This is a genomic window from Pseudomonas sp. NFX5, assembly GCF_049132125.1.
Lineage (GTDB): Bacteria > Pseudomonadota > Gammaproteobacteria > Pseudomonadales > Pseudomonadaceae > Aquipseudomonas > Aquipseudomonas marginalis.
In genome coordinates this window covers 37,548-55,711 of record NZ_JAFMZG010000005.1, presented here as the reverse complement: position 1 = coordinate 55,711, position 18,164 = coordinate 37,548, and the positions used below count along the sequence as shown (strand labels likewise).

The 18,164-nt window shown below is 63.1% G+C and carries 19 protein-coding genes; 16 read left to right on the top strand and 3 right to left on the bottom strand.

Annotated elements, in window-relative coordinates; all coding sequences use genetic code 11:
* Window positions 1-442 precede the first annotated feature (442 nt).
* From J1N02_RS01400 to J1N02_RS01360, 9 genes are read left to right on the top strand one after another with little or no spacing between them, the layout of a single operon-like run.
* Complete coding sequence (locus J1N02_RS01400; RefSeq protein ID WP_043293725.1) at window positions 443-1,651, top strand: methyl-accepting chemotaxis protein; 1,209 nt, start codon at window positions 443-445, stop codon at window positions 1,649-1,651.
* 9 nt (window positions 1,652-1,660) lie between these two features.
* Window positions 1,661-2,029 carry a response regulator gene (locus J1N02_RS01395; protein ID WP_027607294.1) on the top strand — a complete coding sequence of 123 codons (369 nt, stop codon included), beginning with the start codon at window positions 1,661-1,663 and terminating at the stop codon, window positions 2,027-2,029.
* A 22-nt stretch (window positions 2,030-2,051) separates the two neighbouring features.
* Window positions 2,052-2,339, top strand: a complete 288-nt coding sequence (locus J1N02_RS01390; RefSeq protein ID WP_027607293.1) for an STAS domain-containing protein — start codon at window positions 2,052-2,054, stop codon at window positions 2,337-2,339.
* 40 nt (window positions 2,340-2,379) lie between these two features.
* Window positions 2,380-4,416, top strand: coding sequence for a chemotaxis protein CheA (locus tag J1N02_RS01385; protein WP_092357426.1), 2,037 nt, complete (start codon window positions 2,380-2,382; stop codon window positions 4,414-4,416).
* 29 nt (window positions 4,417-4,445) lie between these two features.
* The gene (locus J1N02_RS01380; RefSeq protein ID WP_092357424.1) at window positions 4,446-6,104 is read left to right on the top strand and encodes a methyl-accepting chemotaxis protein; all 1,659 of its coding nucleotides are present in this window, start codon (window positions 4,446-4,448) and stop codon (window positions 6,102-6,104) included.
* Window positions 6,105-6,140: 36 nt separating this feature from the next.
* Window positions 6,141-6,680, top strand: coding sequence for a chemotaxis protein CheW (locus J1N02_RS01375; RefSeq protein ID WP_027607290.1), 540 nt, complete (start codon window positions 6,141-6,143; stop codon window positions 6,678-6,680).
* 9 nt (window positions 6,681-6,689) lie between these two features.
* Complete coding sequence (locus J1N02_RS01370; RefSeq protein WP_065924564.1) at window positions 6,690-7,499, top strand: CheR family methyltransferase; 810 nt, start codon at window positions 6,690-6,692, stop codon at window positions 7,497-7,499.
* Entirely contained in the window at window positions 7,496-8,026 is a 531-nt protein-coding gene (gene cheD, locus J1N02_RS01365; protein WP_027607288.1) for a chemoreceptor glutamine deamidase CheD, read from the top strand. The genes J1N02_RS01370 and cheD overlap by 4 nt, the downstream gene beginning before the upstream one ends.
* Window positions 7,989-9,071: a protein-glutamate methylesterase/protein-glutamine glutaminase gene (locus J1N02_RS01360; RefSeq protein ID WP_027607287.1), complete on the top strand. Its 1,083-nt coding sequence runs from the start codon at window positions 7,989-7,991 to the stop codon at window positions 9,069-9,071. The genes cheD and J1N02_RS01360 overlap by 38 nt, the downstream gene beginning before the upstream one ends.
* A gap of 20 nt (window positions 9,072-9,091) precedes the next feature.
* Here J1N02_RS01360 and J1N02_RS01355 read toward each other — a convergent pair whose 3' ends face one another.
* Complete coding sequence (locus J1N02_RS01355; protein WP_421147086.1) at window positions 9,092-9,979, bottom strand: AraC family transcriptional regulator N-terminal domain-containing protein; 888 nt, start codon at window positions 9,977-9,979, stop codon at window positions 9,092-9,094.
* A gap of 138 nt (window positions 9,980-10,117) precedes the next feature.
* On the opposite strand from J1N02_RS01355, the gene J1N02_RS01350 reads away from it, so the two are divergent.
* From J1N02_RS01350 to J1N02_RS01340, 3 genes are read left to right on the top strand one after another with little or no spacing between them, the layout of a single operon-like run.
* Window positions 10,118-10,861 (top strand): SDR family NAD(P)-dependent oxidoreductase, encoded by a 744-nt coding sequence (locus J1N02_RS01350; RefSeq protein ID WP_092488754.1) that lies wholly within the window; start codon window positions 10,118-10,120, stop codon window positions 10,859-10,861.
* A 16-nt stretch (window positions 10,862-10,877) separates the two neighbouring features.
* Window positions 10,878-11,279, top strand: coding sequence for a VOC family protein (locus J1N02_RS01345; RefSeq protein ID WP_421147085.1), 402 nt, complete (start codon window positions 10,878-10,880; stop codon window positions 11,277-11,279).
* On the top strand, window positions 11,276-12,253 hold the full coding sequence (locus tag J1N02_RS01340) for a saccharopine dehydrogenase family protein (RefSeq protein WP_421147084.1): 978 nt from the start codon (window positions 11,276-11,278) through the stop codon (window positions 12,251-12,253). The genes J1N02_RS01345 and J1N02_RS01340 overlap by 4 nt, the downstream gene beginning before the upstream one ends.
* A 25-nt stretch (window positions 12,254-12,278) precedes the next feature.
* Here the strand turns inward: J1N02_RS01340 and J1N02_RS01335 are convergent, their stop codons facing one another.
* Complete coding sequence (locus tag J1N02_RS01335; RefSeq protein WP_092488751.1) at window positions 12,279-13,139, bottom strand: AraC family transcriptional regulator; 861 nt, start codon at window positions 13,137-13,139, stop codon at window positions 12,279-12,281.
* A 144-nt stretch (window positions 13,140-13,283) separates the two neighbouring features.
* Here J1N02_RS01335 and J1N02_RS01330 point away from each other — a divergent pair, with 144 nt between their 5' ends.
* From J1N02_RS01330 to J1N02_RS01320, 3 genes are all read left to right on the top strand, one after another.
* A complete protein-coding gene (locus J1N02_RS01330) occupies window positions 13,284-14,033 on the top strand; it encodes a glucose 1-dehydrogenase (RefSeq protein WP_092488750.1) in 750 nt (249 codons plus the stop codon).
* A 148-nt stretch (window positions 14,034-14,181) separates the two neighbouring features.
* Entirely contained in the window at window positions 14,182-15,555 is a 1,374-nt protein-coding gene (locus J1N02_RS01325; protein ID WP_421147083.1) for an iron-containing redox enzyme family protein, read from the top strand.
* A gap of 11 nt (window positions 15,556-15,566) precedes the next feature.
* Complete coding sequence (locus tag J1N02_RS01320; RefSeq protein ID WP_169899835.1) at window positions 15,567-16,511, top strand: class I SAM-dependent methyltransferase; 945 nt, start codon at window positions 15,567-15,569, stop codon at window positions 16,509-16,511.
* Between the two features lie 9 nt (window positions 16,512-16,520).
* Here the strand turns inward: J1N02_RS01320 and J1N02_RS01315 are convergent, their stop codons facing one another.
* The gene (locus tag J1N02_RS01315; protein ID WP_027607284.1) at window positions 16,521-16,952 is read right to left on the bottom strand and encodes a hypothetical protein; all 432 of its coding nucleotides are present in this window, start codon (window positions 16,950-16,952) and stop codon (window positions 16,521-16,523) included.
* A gap of 165 nt (window positions 16,953-17,117) precedes the next feature.
* Here J1N02_RS01315 and J1N02_RS01310 point away from each other — a divergent pair, with 165 nt between their 5' ends.
* Window positions 17,118-18,131 (top strand): ABC transporter substrate-binding protein, encoded by a 1,014-nt coding sequence (locus J1N02_RS01310; protein ID WP_421147082.1) that lies wholly within the window; start codon window positions 17,118-17,120, stop codon window positions 18,129-18,131.
* Window positions 18,132-18,164 lie beyond the last annotated feature (33 nt).

Sequence of the window (18,164 nt, the reverse complement as noted above, 5' to 3'; positions counted from 1 at the left end):
ACGGATTCAAGCCTGCGTTCGGGCATACCGAGCCTAGGCGAGGTACCGAGTGGTGGGGCAAGAGCCCTTTGGTTACTTTGGGGCTTTTCCAAAGTGACCCGCCGTAAGGGCGGAACCGTAGGCAGCCGTGACCGCAGCAACGGATATGTACTCGGTCAAACCCAACGACATGGTCGGCCCGAAGGCCGCCACGGAACCAACCGCCCTCACCACAAAGAGATTTTTCAGCCTGAAAGACAGACTCGCTAGCCAGCGCTTGCGACAACCCCCTGTTCGGTAAACCACCGCTGATCCTTCAGGAACAAGAATCCAGAACTGACCGATCTGTCACCCTGCGGTCATAAACCAGACGGAAGGCACTCAAGTCGCCTCAAGTTGCAAGTTACAGCGCAGATAACAACTATGTCACTTACATCCGCAACAACGTTCAAGGATCGAACTCATGCCCCAGCGCCAATCCAGCCGCCTGCCTCTTCCCGTTTATCCGCGTTTTCGCTGGTTCGCTTTGATCCCGGTCGTGCCCGCCGTGTTGTGGATACTTGTGCAATCAACCTCGCCGGCCAATCTGCTGGCTTGCACGGTACTGGTGCTGATCGGCCTCGGTGCCTGTGCCTGGAGTGCGAGTTCGCAGCGCAACGCAATGCAGCAAGCGCTTGCACAGGCGGATCAGTCAGATGCGCACGCGGCGCACGACGGCATGGCCTCCCGTGCCCAGCTCGATGAGGTATTGCTGGGCGCCATGCCCATCTGGGCCAAGCAGGTGGAAAGCTCGCGCCATCAGACCGAAGAAGCGATCGTGAGCCTGGCCAACCGTTTCACCGGGATCGCCGCACGCTTGCAGGAAACGGTACAAGCCTCGCAGCACGCGGCCGGCGAACTGGACGGGCAGGCCGCCGACGGTGCGCTTGAGGTGCTGGCACGCAGTGACAGCGAGCTGAGCCAGGTGATCAATTCGCTCAAGGCCACCCAAACCAGCCGTGACCAGACCCTGGCCCAGGTCCGCAGCCTGACCGCCTACACCGGCGAACTGCGGACCATGGCCGCCGATGTGGCGGCGATCGCCGCGCAAACCAACCTGCTGGCCCTCAACGCCGCCATCGAGGCGGCGCGTGCCGGTGAGGCCGGGCGCGGTTTTGCGGTGGTGGCCGACGCGGTGCGCAGCCTGTCGAGCAAATCCAGTGAAACCGGCCAGCAGATGTCGGCCAAGGTCGACATCATCAACAACGCCATTACGCAATTGGTCCAGGCCGCGTCCAGCAGTGCCGACCAGGACAGCCATTCGGTGGCCGAGTCCGAAAACAGTATTCAAGTGGTGCTCGAACGCTTCCAGAACATCACCGGGCGCCTGGCCGAGTCCGCCGACCTGCTCAAGCAGGAAAGCTACGGCATCCGAGATGAGATGACCGAAGTGCTGGTCAACCTGCAATTCCAGGACCGGGTCAGCCAGATCCTCAGCCACGTGCGCGACAACATGCAGGCCCTGCATGAGCACCTCCTGCAGGCCAGCCAGGCCCCTGACCAGCCGGTGGCCGTCGACGCCCGCCAATGGCTGGCGCGCATGGAAGCCACCTATGCCACCGACGAGCAACGCCGCCTCCATCATGGAGAGGCGGCCGTGCAGCAGAATTCTCAAGACATCACCTTCTTTTAGGAGTACATCATGGCGAAGAGTGTATTAGTGGTCGACGACTCCAGCAGCGTGCGGCAAGTGGTCGGCATAGCCTTGAAAAGCGCCGGTTACGACGTCATCGAGGCCAGCGACGGCAAGGATGCCCTGGGCAAGCTGACCGGGCAGAAAGTGCACCTGATCATCAGCGACGTGAACATGCCCAACATGGACGGCATCACCTTCGTCAAGGAGGTCAAGAAGCTGGCCAACTACAAGTTCACCCCGATCATCATGCTCACCACCGAGTCCCAGGAGTCGAAAAAGGCCGAGGGCCAGGCCGCTGGCGCCAAGGCCTGGGTGGTCAAGCCGTTCCAGCCTGCGCAGATGTTGGCAGCTGTGTCTAAACTGATCCTGCCTTGACCCCGGCGCCAGGGAGGCTCCCATGCCGATTACCACTGAAACACTCGACGACACGGCCCACGTGCGCATTGACGGCGAGCTTACGATCTACACCGTAGCGGAATTGGCGGCGGCGCTGCTGCCGCAGATGGGCGCGGCACCCCGCCTGGAGCTGGACCTGTCTGAGGTCACGGAAATGGATGGCGCCGGCTTGCAGTTGCTCGCGGTCATCCGGCGTGAGGCCGGTAATGCCGGCATAGCCTTGAGCGTGACCGGCCAGAGCCAGGCGGTCACGCAGGCGCTCCAACTGTGTCGCAGCGCGGCCTCATAGCCGCGCTTCCCAGGTTTTTTGATCGACAAGGAAAGTCACGGTGAGCATCAATCTCGATCAGGCACAACAGACATTCATCGTTGAGGCGCGCGAGCTGTTGCAGGCCATGGAGCAATCCCTGCTGCAATTGGAAAGCGAGCCCGGCGACCAGGATGCCATCGGCGCGATTTTCCGCGCCGCGCACACCATCAAGGGTTCGGCGGGCCTTTTCGGCCTGGCGTCGATCGTCGGGTTCACCCATATCGTCGAAGACGTGCTTGACCGCCTGCGCGAAGGCAGTGTGGCGGTGGACGCCGCCTTGATCGCGCTGCTGCTCAAGTGCGGCGACCACATACTCGAACTGGTCGAAGTGGTCGCTGACCGCGGTGAAACGCCGACCCCTGCCGCTCTGGAGCGCGGCGAGGCATTGCGCGAGGCGCTGAGTGCCTACCAGCCGATGCGAACCGCCGTTGCCAGCGTCGAAACCGCCGAGGTGACCGACGACGTGGCGGTCGAAGTGCTTTGGCATATTTCCCTGCGCTTCGGCACGGATGTGTTCCGTAATGGCATGGACCCGCTGTCATTTCTGCGCTACCTCGAGACCTTGGGGCAGTTGATACAGGTCGCCACCCTGACCGACAGCATCCCGCCCATGGACAGCTGGGACCCGGAAAGCTGCTACCTGGGTTTCGAGATCGACCTGCGCTCGACCGCCAGCCATGCCAGCCTCAACGAGGTGTTCGATTTCGTGCGTGACGACTGTGACGTGCACATCAGTGCCGTCGATGAAGCGCCCGACAGCACCCAGGCCCCGGCGGGCGAACCGGGCACGCAGGCCGAGCCAGCCCTTGTGACGGCTGCACCGCAGCGCCTGGCGACCGGCGAAGCGAAAAGCCGCGACGGCAATTACGTGCGCGTCAACGCCGACAAACTCGACGAATTGATTAATCTGGTCGGCGAGCTGGTCATCGCCAGCGCCGGCGCGAACCTGCTGGCCCGGTCCTGTAACAACGACCCGTTGCACGAGGCCTCCTCGACAGTCTCGGGGCTGGTGGAAGAGATCCTCGATGGCGCCCTGCATTTGCGCATGATCCCCATCGGCGACACGTTCAACCGCTTTCGCCGCGTGGTGCGCGATATCAGCCAGGAGCTGGGCAAGGACATCGAACTGAGCATCAGCGGCGCGGAAACCGAACTGGACAAGACCGTGGTCGAGAAGATCGGCGACCCGCTGATGCACCTGTTGCGCAACGCCATGGACCACGGTATCGAAAGCGCCGATGCGCGGCGTGCGGCCGGCAAGTCGGCCAAGGGCCATCTGAGCCTCAATGCCTACCACGACTCGGGGAGCATCGTCATCGAGATCGCCGACGACGGCGCCGGCCTCAACCGCGATCGCATCCTGCAAAAGGCCCAGGAGCGCGGGCTGGTGGCCAGCGGTGCGGTGCTCACCGACCAGGAGATCTACAACCTGATCTTCGAAGCCGGGTTCTCCACCGCCGAGGCGGTGACCAACCTGTCCGGGCGCGGTGTCGGCATGGACGTGGTCAAGCGCAATATCACCTTGTTGCGAGGCACCGTCGACCTCGACAGCCGCCCCGGCCAGGGCACCGTGGTGCGTATTCGCTTGCCGCTGACCCTGGCGATCATCAATGGGTTCCTGGTCGGCATCGACCAATCCACCTACGTGATTCCCCTGGACATGGTCCAGGAGTGTATCGAGCTGGATGAACAGCAGCGCCAGTCCAGTCGCGACACGGGCTACCTGGACCTGCGTGGCCAGGTGTTGCCGTTGGTGCACCTGCGCGATCACTTCAGTCACGAAGGCCCCGCGTCCCGACGCCAGAATGTGGTGGTGGTGCGTTACGCCGAGCATAAGGCCGGGCTGGTGGTGGATGACCTGCTCGGCGAGTTCCAGACCGTGATCAAACCCCTGGGCAAGCTGTTCGGTGCACTGCGTGGCATCAGCGGCTCGACCATATTGGGCAGCGGCGCGGTGGCCCTGATCCTGGATGTACCGGTACTGCTCAACCAAATCGTACAACTGGAAGCCCGCACGGCCCAGGCATCTCAGTCGCCACCGGCCGTCGCTCGCTGACGCATTTGCAATTCCATGGAGGTTCCCCGATGAAATGGTTCTACGATCTTAAGATTTCCACCAAGTTGATCTGTTCATTCCTGGTGGTCCTGGTGCTCACTGGAGCCATGGGCGGCTTCGCCATACTCCAGCTCGGTGCCGTCAACCAGGCCGCCCAGGACATCAAGGGCAACTGGATGCCCTCCATGCGTGCCGCGGCAGGCATGCGTTTTTTTGCCGCCAACTATCGCTTGAAAGAGAACCGCCACATCGGCACCGAGATTGCCGAGGAAAAGGCCCAGGCCGAACGCGAAGCCGCCGACGCGCGCCAACAGTTCGAAACCCGCATGGGCACCTACGAGCAATTGCTGTCGAACGATGAAGATCGTCAACTCCTGACCAGCGTGAAAAGCGCTTGGGACGCCTACCTTGCAAGCAGCAAGCAGGTGCTTGAGTTTTCTCGCCAGAACCAGGAAGCCCAGGCGCGCGGTTTGCTCAGGGGAGAATCCAAGGGGCATTTCGATGAGGTGACGTCCCGTCTGCAGAAAATGGTCGAGCTCAATGATGCCGGCGCAACGGCCGCAGGTGACAAGGGCTCGGCGCTGTATGAAAGCGCGCGGGTGTCGATCATCGCGGTACTGGTCGCGGCCCTGTTGATCGGCCTGGGCCTGGCGATGTTCATCGCGCGGATCATTTCCCGCCCATTGCGCCAGGCCGCGAGCGCCGCCGAGCAATTGGCCGAAGGCAACCTCAACGCGCACATCGAGCCGGGCGGGAAGGATGAAACCGGCATGGTGCTCAACGCCATGCGCAACATGGTCGGCAAGCTCGCCCATATCATCGGCGAAGTGCGTAACGCCGCCGACAACCTGGCCAGCGCCTCCGAGGAGGTCAGCGCCACCGCGCAATCGATGAGCCAGGCCACCAGTGAACAGGCCGCCAGCGTCGAGGAAACCAGTGCGTCGGTCGAGCAGATGAGTGCCAGCATCAACCAGAACACCGAAAACGCCAAGGTCACCGATGGCATGGCCAGCAAGGCCGCCAAGGAAGCCACCGAGGGCGGCGAATCGGTGCAGCAGACCGTGGTGGCGATGAAGAAAATCGCCCAGCGCATCAGCATCATCGATGACATCGCCTACCAGACCAATCTGCTCGCGCTCAACGCCGCCATCGAGGCCGCTCGGGCCGGCGAGCACGGCAAGGGGTTCGCCGTGGTGGCCGCCGAAGTGCGCAAGTTGGCCGAACGCAGCCAGGTTGCCGCCCAGGAAATCGGTGAACTGTCCTCCAGCAGCGTGGACATGGCCGAGAAGGCCGGCAAGTTGCTCGACGAAATGGTGCCCTCCATCAACAAGACGTCCGACCTTGTGCAGGAAATCAGCGCCGCGTCCGAGGAACAGGCCGCCGGTGTCGCGCAGATCAACACCGCGATGACCCAGCTCAACCAGGTGACCCAGCAAAATGCCTCGAGCAGCGAGGAGCTGGCGGCCACGGCGGAAGAAATGAGCAGCCAGGCCGAGCAACTGCAACAGGCCATGAGCTTTTTCGTGCTGGATTCAGCGCCCAAGGCTGCGGTTCAAAGCAACAGCGTGGACAGCCCGGGCAGCAAGCCCAACCGTCAGGCGCCACAGCCAAAACTACCGGCGCAGCGCAAGGCGTTCGCCTACACCATGGCCAGTGCCCCGGACGAAGCGGATTTCACCCGCTTCTGATCCCACGATCAATACGGGCCTACTAGGGAGAGTGACATGGGTGCAGCAATGACGACTCGGCAGACCGCAGCAGCGGTCGACGAGGATGCGCAGTATCTGACCTTCATGCTCGGCGGCGAAATGTTCGCCATCGGCATTCTGGGGATCAAGGAAATTATCGAATACGGCAGCCTGACCGTGGTGCCGATGATGCCCGCGTTCGTACGCGGGGTGATCAACCTGCGCGGCGCGGTGGTGCCGGTGGTCGACCTGTCGGCGCGCTTTGGCCGGGCCAACTCGGCGATCACCCGGCGCTCCTGCGTGATTATCATCGAGGCGAGTACCGAAGATGGCCAGGCCCAGGACATCGGGCTGCTGGTCGATACGGTGTCTGCGGTGCGGGAGATCCCGGCGACGCAGATCGAGCCGCCACCCAACTTCGGCGCACGAATTCGCGCCGATTTCATCAGCGGCATGGCCAAGGTCGACGGCAAGTTCGTGATCGTGCTGGAGGTGGACAAGGTGCTGTCCATCGATGAGATGTCCAGCCTCGCCGAGGCCGGCCAGGCGCCGGCCCTCGACCTCGACCCGCGTTGAGACCCGACCATGGCAGACACCGTGTCCATCGATGACCATGAATTCGGTCAGTTCCAGACCTGGCTGTACCGCGCGGCGGGCATCAACCTGTCGCCGACCAAGAAAGCCCTGGTGGCCGGGCGCCTGTTCAAGCGCCTCAAGCACTATGAGCTGCACAGCTATGGTGAGTATTTCAAGCTGATCATGAATGACCAGCGCAAGGGCGAACTGCAGGTTGCGCTGGATTTGCTGACCACCAACGAAACCTATTTTTTTCGCGAGCCCAAGCACTTCGACTTCCTGCGTCAGCACGTGCTGCCCCGGGCCGCGCCGGGCAAGGTGTTTCGCGTGTGGAGCGCGGCCAGCTCCTCCGGTGAAGAACCCTACAGCCTGGCGATGACCCTGGCCGAAAGCCTCGGCAGCACGCCCTGGGAAGTGGTCGGCTCGGACATCAGCTCCCAAGTGCTGGCCAAGGCGCGCACCGGCCATTACTCCCTGGAACGCACCGAGACATTGCCCCAACCGCTGCTGGCCAAGTACTGCCTCAAGGGCATTGGTCGCCAGGAGGGCACCTTGCTGATCGACAAGGCCTTGCGTAGCCGCGTCAATTTTGTCCAGGTCAACCTTAACGAAGCGCTGCCGGCCCTGGGTGAGTTCGAGGTGATCTTCCTGCGCAACGTGATGATTTATTTCGACCAGCAGACCAAGAGCCAGGTGGTCGCGCGCCTGTTGCCGCTGCTCAAGCCGGGCGGTTACCTGATCATCAGTCACTCGGAAAGCCTCCACGGTGTCAATGACACCTTGAAGCTGGTGGCTCCGTCGATTTACCGCAAGCCATGAAAAAGCCCGTCGGTACGGCCGAAGTGGTATTGGCGCCTGGCCAGGTCAGCTTTGCGACGCGGCCGACGCGCCTGCGCACCTTGCTCGGCTCCTGCGTGGCGATCACCTTTTGGCACCCGCAACGGCTGATCGGCGGCATGTGTCACTTCATGCTGCCGGGGCGCGTGCGCGACCATCAGCCCCTGGACGGCCGATATGCCGACGAAGCCCTGGAACTGCTGCTGCGCCACGCCGAGATCAATGGTACGCATGCACAGGATTACCAGGTCAAGTTGTTCGGCGGCGGCAAGATGTTTCCCCAGCTGCGCCGCCTGCCGACGCAGGACGTGGCCAGCCTGAATATTCGCGCGGCGCTGGCCCTGGCCGAGCGCTATCACCTGCACCTGACGGCCCAGGACATGGGCAGTACCGGTTACCGCACGATCATGTTCGACCTGTGGAACGGCAACGTCTGGGTCCGGCACCAACCAATGGGAACAATTCAACAAGATGCCTACCAAAAAAATCAGTGTGCTGCTCGTCGATGATTCGGCCGTGGTGCGCCAGGTACTGCTGGCGATTCTCAGCGATACGCCGGATATCCACGTCATGGGCGCCGCCTCCGACCCGATTTTCGCCATGGATAAACTCGCCCGGGAATGGCCGGATGTTATCGTGCTGGACGTGGAAATGCCGCGCATGGACGGCATCACCTTTCTCAAGAAAATCATGAGCGAACGGCCGACGCCGGTGGTGATCTGTTCCTCGTTGACCCAGAAAGGCGCGGAAACCTCCCTGCAGGCGCTGTCGGCGGGCGCGGTGGAAATCATCACCAAGCCCACTACCGGGTTGAAGAGTTTCCTGATCGAGTCGGCGGCCGAGCTGGTGGCCGCGATCCGCGCCGCAGCGAACTCCAACGTCAGGAACCTGGGCAAGCGCAGCGCCAGCCCGGCGCCGGCACTGGCCCCGGCCAGCAAGCTCACCGCGGATGCGATCCTGCCTGCCGCCAATGGCCATGCCATGGCACAGACCACCGAGCGTATCGTCGCCATCGGCACGTCCACCGGCGGTACCCAAGCGTTGGAGGCGGTTTTGACGGCACTGCCGAGGGTGTGTCCCGGCATGGTGATCGTGCAGCACATGCCGGAAAAGTTCACCGCCTCGTTTGCCGAGCGCCTCAACAGCGTATGCGAGATCGAGGTGCGCGAAGCGCGCAACAACGACCGCATCCTGCCGGGCCTGGCCCTGATCGCGCCGGGTGGCAAGCACCTGATGGTGACCCGCAGCGGCGCCTATTATCACGCCCAGGTCATTGATGGGCCCTTGGTCAACCGGCACCGGCCATCCGTGGATGTGCTGTTTCGCTCGGTGGCCAAGTTCGCCGGCAGGAACGCCACCGGCATCATCATGACCGGCATGGGAGACGACGGCGCGCGCGGGCTCAAGGAGATGCTCGAGGCCGGAGCCGCCACGGTGGCCCAGGACGAGGCCAGTTGCGTGGTGTTCGGCATGCCCAAGGAGGCCATCAAGCTGAATGCCGCCCAGCGCATCATGGCGCTGGAGGATATCCATCAGGCGATCTTGTATAAGTGAAATAGAGCGCGGGCCTGTGTTCACTGTCCTTTGCTCTGCGCCAGAATCCGCGCCGTATCCCGCGCCGGCGGCAGCCCGAAGACGCGCGCATAGTCGCGGCTGAACTGGGTCGCGCTTTCATACCCCACTTCGAACGCGGCCTTGGTCACGCTGCTCGCACTGGCCAGCATCAACGTGCGCGCGTTTAACAGGCGCACGCGTTTCTGGTACTGCAACGGGCTCAAGTTGGTCACCGCCTTGAAGTGCCGGTGAAACGCCGAAACACTCATCGCCGCCTTCTGTGCCAAGGCCTCCACCCGGATCGGTTCGGCATAGTCCCGGCGTATCCACTGGATCGCCTGGCTGACCCGCGCCATGGCGGTATCCGGCGCGGCGATTTCCCGCAGCATCCAACCATGGGGGCCTTGCAGCACGTGGTAGAGAATTTCCCGCTCATACACCGGCGCCAAGGCCGCGATTGCCACCGGATCGCCCATCAGGCGCAGCATGCGCACCCAGGCGTCCATCAACGCAGGCGTCACCGCCGCCACTGAAAACCCCGCGTCCTGTTCGCCGCGACCGCTTGGCGCGGGCAGGTCATTGAGCAAGGTGGTGAGCACCGCCGGGTCCAGGGTCAGACTGACCGCCAGGTAGGGTTCGCCCGTACTTGCCGGGTTGACCACGCCCACGGCGGGCAACTCGATGGACATCACAAAATACGTCGCCGGGTCGTAGTGCAACGTGCGGTCGCCCACGGTCAGTGATTTGCTGCCCTGCAGGATCAGGTTGATCATCGGGTCATACACCGCCGCGAGCATATGCTCTGGAATCTCGCCCTGGACCATCGCCACTCGCGGGATACCGGTCTCGGTGCGGCGGTTTTCGGCCCTGGCGGCCAGGGCACGCAGTTCGATCAATTGAGTATTCATGCTGGCCATGCTGTGCCTTCCTGCAGACCTTGCGCAAGCAAAAAGCAGAAACAGGCAGGATTGGAGTAGGAACGGCTGCGTCAGGGGGTAGGGCGATGGCTATTGTGGTGACTCAGCTTTTCAACAGTGGAGCAAGCCATGAGCGTTATCGTGATTACCGGAGGCAGCCGTGGCATCGGCGCCAGTACCGCCGAACTGTGTGGCCGCCAAGGTCACGGCGTGATCCTCACTTACAACCGCAACCCCGAGGCCGCACGTGCGGTGGTCCAGCGCATCGAATCGGCCGGCGGCAAGGCGGCGGCGTTGCAGCTGGATGTCAGCGCTACCGGTACATTCGCAGCGTTCCGTGACGCCGTGGTGCAGACCCTGCGTACCACTTGGGGTGCAAACACCCTGGGCGGGCTGGTCAACAATGCCGGCTATGGCCTGTTCAACCCGCTTGAAAGCGTGACCGAAGCGCAATTCGACGGCCTGTTCAACGTCCATCTCAAGGGCCCGTTCTTCCTCACCCAGACCCTGCTGCCGCTGCTGGAAGAACACGCCAGCATCGTCAACCTCACCAGCGCCACCACCCGCGTCGCTACCGCCGGTGTGGCGCCATATGCCGCCTTCAAGGGCGGCCTCGACGTACTCACCCGCTACATGGCCAAGGAATTCGGTGAGCGCCGTATCCGTGCCAACGCGGTGTCACCCGGCGCCATCCGCACCGAACTGGGCGGTGGCTTGAACGATGAGTTCGAAGCGCTGCTGGCCGGGCAAACCGCCCTGGGCCGTGTAGGCGAACCGGAAGACGTGGCACGGGTTATCGCCATGCTGCTGTCGGAAGAAGGCCGTTGGATCAATGCCCAGACAATTGAGGTCGCGGGCGGCTACATCATTTGAATCGCGAGGCTACCGCATGCTTGATCATCTCTTTCTTTCAGTCAGTGACATCCCGCGTTCCGTGGGTTTCTACACCGCCACGCTGACGCCCCTGGGCATCACCGCTCGCCATGACTTCGATGGCAAGGACGGGCCTGCCGGTCACCCGGATCTCAAAGGGTTCGGTGCCCATGGCCGCATGTTTTTCTGGCTGCGTGAAGGTGTGGTCGAAGGCCGCGCGGTGCATGTGGGGTTCGTCGCCAACAGCCGTGCCGAGGTGGAGGCCGCCTACGCCGCCGCCCTGGCCCATGGCGCCCGCGATAACGGTGCACCCGGCGCCCGCTTGCACTACGACCCCGACTACTACGCCGCCAACGTACTGGACCCGGACGGGTACAGCCTCGAATTCGTCTACAAGAACTGGCAGCACAGCCTATGAAAACCCTGATGATCTACGGCGCCACCGGCTATACCGGACGCATGGCCGCCGAACACGCCAAAGCCCTGGGCCTGGCCCTGGTGATCGCCGGGCGCAATGCCGAACGACTGGCGCCGCTCGCGGCCCAACTCGAGGTGCAATACCGCGTCTTCACCGCGCAGGCACCCACCGCTGAGGCCCTGGACGGTATCGATGTGCTGCTCAATGTCGCCGGGCCCTTCGCCCACACGGCGGGCACCTTGATGCAGGCCTGTATCAAGGCCGGGGTCGACTACCTGGATATCACCGCCGAGATCAACGTCTATCGCTTGGCCGAGCAACTCGGCAGCGACGCCGCCGCAGCCGGCGTCATGTTGCTGCCCGGTGTCGGCTGGGACGTCGTGCCCACCGACTGTCTGGCCATGCATGTCGCCCAGCGCGTGCGGCAGCCCCAATCGTTGCGCATCGCCCTGCAAGTGCCGGGCTCGATGTCTCGAGGCTCGGCGCTGAGTGTGGGCGAAATCATCGGCGCGGGCGTTATGGCAAGGGTCGACGGCCAACTGATCGCGACCCCGGACGCACAGCCCCAGCTATTGGACTTCGGCGATGGCCCGGTGCTGTGCGTGCCGCTGTCCTTCGGCGACCTGGTGACCGCCTGGCATTCCACCGCGATCGCGGATATCGCGATGTTCGTGCACATCAGTGGCGACGCCTTCCCCGACGGTGACCTGTCACAACTGCCCGACGGCCCCACGCAGGTCGAGCGTGACGCCCATCGCGCCCGCGCCATCGCCGAAGTGACCGGCGCGGATGGCAGCGTGGCGCGCTCGGTGATCGAGACCGTCAATGGCTACAGCTACACGCCTCTCGCCGCTGTGGAAGCCGCGCGGCGGGTGCTTGGCGGTGAGCGCCGCAGCGGCTTTGAAAGCCCTGCACACCTGTTTGGCGTGGGCTTTGCCCAGACGATTGCAGGTACCCGCATCGTCGATTTTTAACCTTCAGGCAGTGCTGGTGGTGGGGCTAGACCTTGAACCTGGCCGCGTCCTTGATCGGCGGCAGGCCAAACAGTCGTGCGTATTCGCGGCTGAACTGCGAGGCGCTTTCATAGCCCACCTGGAACGCGATAGACGCTGCATCCAGGCTGTCGAACAGCAGCAACCAGCGCGCCCGCAACAGGCGCAAGTGCTTCTGGTACTGAATCGGCGTCATTGCGGTAGCCGCCTTGAAGTGCCGATAGAACGCCGCGACGCTCATGTCGGTCATGGCCGCCAGCGGTTCCACGCGAAAGGGTTCGGTGTAGTGCTCTCGAATCCACGCGGTGGCTCGCCGGATCTGCGCCAGGCGCCCATCGGGGCGGGCCATTTGCACCAGGGTTGAGCGCAGCGGGCCCTGCAATACACGAAATACAATCTCCCGTTCGATCAGGGGGGCCAGCACAGCCGCTTCGCTGGGCCGATCCATCAGGCGCAGCATGCGCAGCCAGGCGTCCAGCAATTCGTCGGTGGCCTGCAACGCCGCGAACCGTTGCGCGCCCAGACTTTCTTCGGGGGGGACTTCATCCGCCAGCACGGCCGCGATCACCGTAGGCTCCAGGGTCAGGCTGAGTGCCAGGTAGGGCAGGCCGGGTGCGCCGGCGTGGACCTGGCCGGTGGCGGGTACCTCCACCGGCACCACAAAATAGCTGGACGGCCCGTACGTCGAGACCTGATCGCCAATCGAGAGGGTTTTCGAGCCTTGCAGCACCAGGTGCACCATCGGCGGGTACAACTGATCGGCACAGGCTTCGGCCTGGACCATCGCTACGCGCGGCAGGCCGGTATCGGTCCAGGTGTTTTCTGCGCGCATCACCAGACGGCGCAGTTCATTCAGGTTGTCGTTCATGGCGCTGACCATGAGCCCTGGCAGAAGGTAAAGCAAGCCACGTGCGAAGAATAGGCAAGCATGGAAGAGAAACCGGCAACCGCCGTTTCAGGCCTTGCCCGAATACTGGGGATCAGCACTATCACTCAACCTGGGAAAACAGCTATGACACTCAATGGAAAAATCGCAGTCGTGACTGGCGCCTCTAAAGGCATTGGTGCCGGCATCGCCAAGGCCCTGGCAGCAGCAGGGGCGACGGTGGTGGTCAATTACGCCAACAGCAAACCTGACGCCGATGCGGTGGTCGCCCATATCCACGCCCACGGTGGCACTGCGTTCGGCGTGCGCGCCGACATGAGCCAGGCTGCCGATGTGACACGCCTGTTCGACACGGTGCGCAGCGAATACGGCAGGCTCGACATCCTGGTCAACAACGCGGGCGTGGCGGTGTTCCAGATGATTGAAGACCTGACCGAAGAGGCCTTTCACAAGCAGTTCAACCTCAATGTACTGGGCTACTTGCTGGCGGTACGTGAGGCGGTCAAGTTGCTGGGGCAGGGCGGCAGTATCATCAATATCAGCTCGATCCTCAGTACCGATCCGTACCTGGCCTCCAGCGTCTATTCGGCCACCAAGGGGGCGGTGGATACCCTGACGTTTGCCCTGGCCCGTGAGTTGGGACCGCGCGGTATTCGCGTCAATTCGATCCTGCCCGGCCATACCCATACGCCTGCCACCGATGGCAACTTCGCCGGCGAATTTGGTCAGTCGCTGATTGCCGGCACGCCGCTGGGGCGTTTCGGCGAGCCCGAGGACATTGCACCGCTGGCCGTATTCCTGGCCTCCGAGGCGGCGCATTGGGTCACAGGTGAGTCGATCCGTGCCTCGGGCGGCGTACGTGGCGTGGGCTACTGACGACCACTGATCCGCAGCCGCACAACCCCGATTGAATTTTCCCCATGCCCGCAGGCTCTGCATTCTAGACGCGTGTGCTGTTGAGCGCGCTTGCGGGGCCTCCTTGTCGGGAGGCCTGGTTGGATCGGACTTTGCGGAAACTGCCATCATGACGCTTCTCACAGCGCTGTCGGGCCAGCCGGCCTCCATCACCCAACCGGGTCAGTACCAGTGGTTGTACCAACACCTGTATGGCGAAACCCCTGGCGCTGAAGAGGTTGCGCGGGAGTTTCTGCGCACGCACTTGGCGCAGGTGCGCGACGCGCCCAGTGAGTTGCCGCAGATGCCTGAACAACTGCCGGCCTGGATCGAACAGCGCTGTGCCGACGTGGCCCAGGCCTATGCCGATTACCTGGAACAACGCCAGCAAGGCCGGCCACGTCGTTATTTCCAGAACAAGGCCCATGCGCTGTATTTCCTGCAGCGCGTGGCGCCGACCAAACAGGTCGACGGGGCCTGGCTCAATGGCCTGCTGCGCTATTGGCACGACCCGCGTTTCGACGGCCTGCTCACCACCTACCTGGAAGAGCTGGGTGACGGCGAAGCGGCGCAAAATCATGTGGTGATCTATCGCAAGTTACTCAGCGAGCATGATGCCGACAGCGACGCCGGCCTTGAGGACAACCATTACCTGCAAGGCGCCCTGCAACTGTCGCTGGGCCTGTGCGCCGACGACTTTCTGCCGGAGATCATCGGTTTCAACCTCGGTTATGAGCAGTTGCCGTTGCACCTGCTGATCACCGCGTATGAGTTGAGCGAACTGGGCATCGACCCGTATTACTTCACCCTCCACGTCACCATCGACAATGCCAGCAGCGGCCACGCCTGCAAGGCCGCGCAGTCGGTGTTGAACCTGCTGCCGCTGGGGGAGGGCAGGGAGGACTTCTATCGCCGGGTGGCCGAGGGGTATCGCCTGAATGACCTCGGCCCGGGGACCAGCGCGGTTATCCACGACTTCAACCTGAATGACGAAGTGGTTGCCATGCTTGAACGCAAGCGCACGTTCGGCCAGCACATGCATTCGGATTACTGCCGCTTCGACGGCAAGACCGTCAACCAATGGCTGGCGCGGCCGGGGCAGATCGGCATCTTTCTGCAGGCCCTGGAAGACAAGGGCTGGATCAAGCGCAACCAGGATCCGGCCGAGAGTCGCTTCTGGCAATTGATCGAAGGCGCGGGCGCGGCGATGTTCGGCGTGTTCAGCGGCTATGAGAAACAGCTGCTGCGCGACTGGATCGCGGGTGACTGGATCAGCGCTCAACGTGTGGCGCCCGTGCGGCCCGGGTGCGGCAGCCGCTTCTCCCGCGAGCAGCATCGCCCGTCCGACCCGGACACCCAGGCGCTGGTGGATTCGCTGTGGAACCTGCCCGATGAACAGCAGCTCAATGCGCTGATCCCGTGGCTGTCGGCGCAGCGTCACTGCACGCCCGCCGGGTTGTATGCCACTCGCCGCTTTATCCAACTGCGTTCGCGCCTGCGCTAAGGAAATCACCCATGTCTGCACAACAACTCGCCGACCGCGCCCTGCTGAACCTGGGCCGGGGGTTGAAGGAAAATGGCTACCGGTTCATCACGCCAACGCCCTTGACCCATGAGCGGTTTTTCCAGCGCCAGGGGAGGCCGCTGGCGAAGGACCTGCGGGACGTCTTCGGCTGGTCGCTGCCGTTTGACCGCGAGCTGTTGCCCGAGGCGTTTCGTGAGGAGCTGCAGCAGGCCGATGTGGTCGAAAAACACGAGGCGCTGTGGCGCAGTGCGGTGCGTTGGTCGAGCCTGGACGACCTGCTGTTTGCCCACTCGGCGTACCCCACCACGCAAGCGGACGCGGTGTTTTTCGGGCCTGACAGCTATCGGTTTGCCCAACTGATCGAAGCCCATATGCAACAGCGCTTCGAGCCGATCAAACGCGCCGTGGACATTGGCTGCGGCGCCGGTGTAGGCGCGTTGGTGGTCGCCCGGGCGCGGCCTGACGCCGAGGTGCTGGCGGTGGACATCAACCCGCGCGCCTTGCGCCTGACAGCGGTGAATGCCGAGCTGGCCGGGTTGGCGAACGTCACGGCGTACCACAGCGATGTGCTGGGCGGCGTCGAAGGCACGTTCGACCTGATCGTCGCCAATCCGCCCTATATGAATGACGACCGCCAGCGGGCCTACCGGCATGGCGGCGGGGCACTGGGCGAGCAACTGTCGGTGCGCATCGCCGGCGAGGCCGTTGGGCGCCTGGCCCTGGGCGGCAGCCTGGTGCTCTACACCGGCGTGGCGATTGTCGCCGGGGAGGATCCGTTCCTGGCCGCCGTCACGCCGTTGCTGGACAGCGATGCCTTTGGGTGGACCTACCGCGAACTTGACCCCGATGTGTTCGGCGAAGAGCTGGAAAAGCCCGGCTATGAGCGTGTGGAGCGGATCGCCGTGGTGGCGCTCACCGTCACCCGTTTGCGCTGACGATTAGGTTCAGGCCGCAGCTTGTGGCTGCAGGTGCAACTCGCCGTCCACCTCCTTGACCAGCCCGCTGGCGAGGAACAGCGGCGCCAGGCGCTTGTGCAACTGCGGTTCGACAAATTCCTTCACCGTCTCCAGCGCCAGCGCGCCACTCGAAGGCAACTCAGCCTTGGTGAAAGACAACCAGGCCTTTTTCAGCGCCATCAACACATCACTGCCCGCCGTGGAGGCAAAGCGGCGCTGGGTCGGTTTGCCGTCGAAGCTGAAGGTGTGCTGGAACGCGTAGCCGGTTTCGTCACCGCCGCTGGCGGTGCAGCGTATGCAGGTGCACGGGCCGTCGCCGAAAGCGCTGCGCAGGTAGCTGTTGAAGTCCACCACGGGTTTGAGTGACAGGCGCTTATCCACCTCGAACAGGTCCCCGGTCATTTTTTCGTCAGTGTTCAACGTGCAGTTCCTCACAGTGTGCGGCAGTTTTTTCAAAGCGCGGCACGATACCAGCCGCGCGCTGTTTTAGGGGTATTTGCATAACAATAGACCCAGATATTCTTTTGCTGTCTAAAAAACCGCGGCTACGCTCCATCACCTTCTCGAAAACGCGGCAGATTCCCCATGACGTTCAAGCGTTCCTCCCTGACCCTCCTGGCCGCGTCCCTCGCCGCCGCCAGCGTGTTGCTCAGCCCCGGTGCCCAGGCCGAAGGCAAGATCAGCATCGCCCAGCAATTCGGCATCGGCTACCTGATCCTCGATGTGGTGCGCGACCAGCACCTGATCGAAAAACACGGCAAGGCCCAGGGCCTGGACATCCAGGTGGAATGGAACAGCATTTCCGGCGCCACCGCCATGAACGAATCGCTGCTGGCCGGCGCCCTGGATGTGGTGTCCGCCGGTGTGCCGCCGATGCTCACCCTGTGGGACCGTACCAAGGGCAAGCAGAACGTCAAGGCCATCGCCTCCTTGGGCTCGATGCCCAACTACCTGCTGACCAACAACCCCAACGTGAAGACCCTCAAGGACTTCAGCGAGAAGGACCGCATCGCCGTGCCTGCCGCCGGGGTGGGTTTCCAGTCGCGCACCTTGCAGATCGAAACCGCCAGGCAGTTCGGCGATGCCCACTACAAGAAATTCGATGACATCTCCATCAGCCTGGCCCACCCCGACGCCACCGCCGCGTTGATTGCCGGTGGTTCGGAGATCAACGCGCACTTCTCCAGTCCGCCGTTCCAGTACCAGGAGCTGCTGAGCCCCAGCGTGCACAAGGTGCTCAGTTCCTACGACATCCTCGGCGGTCCGGCGACGTTCAACGTGCTCTACACCACGCAGAAAATCCACGACGAAAACCCCAAGACCTACCAGGCGTTCTACGCCGCGCTGGCCGAAGCCGAGCAGATCATCAAGGCCGACAAACCGGCAGCGGCCAAGGCGTATATCCGTGTAGAACAGTCAAAGCTGCCGTTGGACCTGGTGGAAAAAATCGTCCAGGACCCGGAAATCGACTTCACCATCGTGCCGCAGCGTACCTTCATCTACGCCGAGAAATTGCAGGAACTGGGCGTACTGAAAAACAAGGCGGCGAGCTGGAAGGACTACTTCTTCGAAGAGGCCCATGGCGGTAACGGCAGCTGACCTGTAAACCGCCCCTCCCACATTTGGATCTCC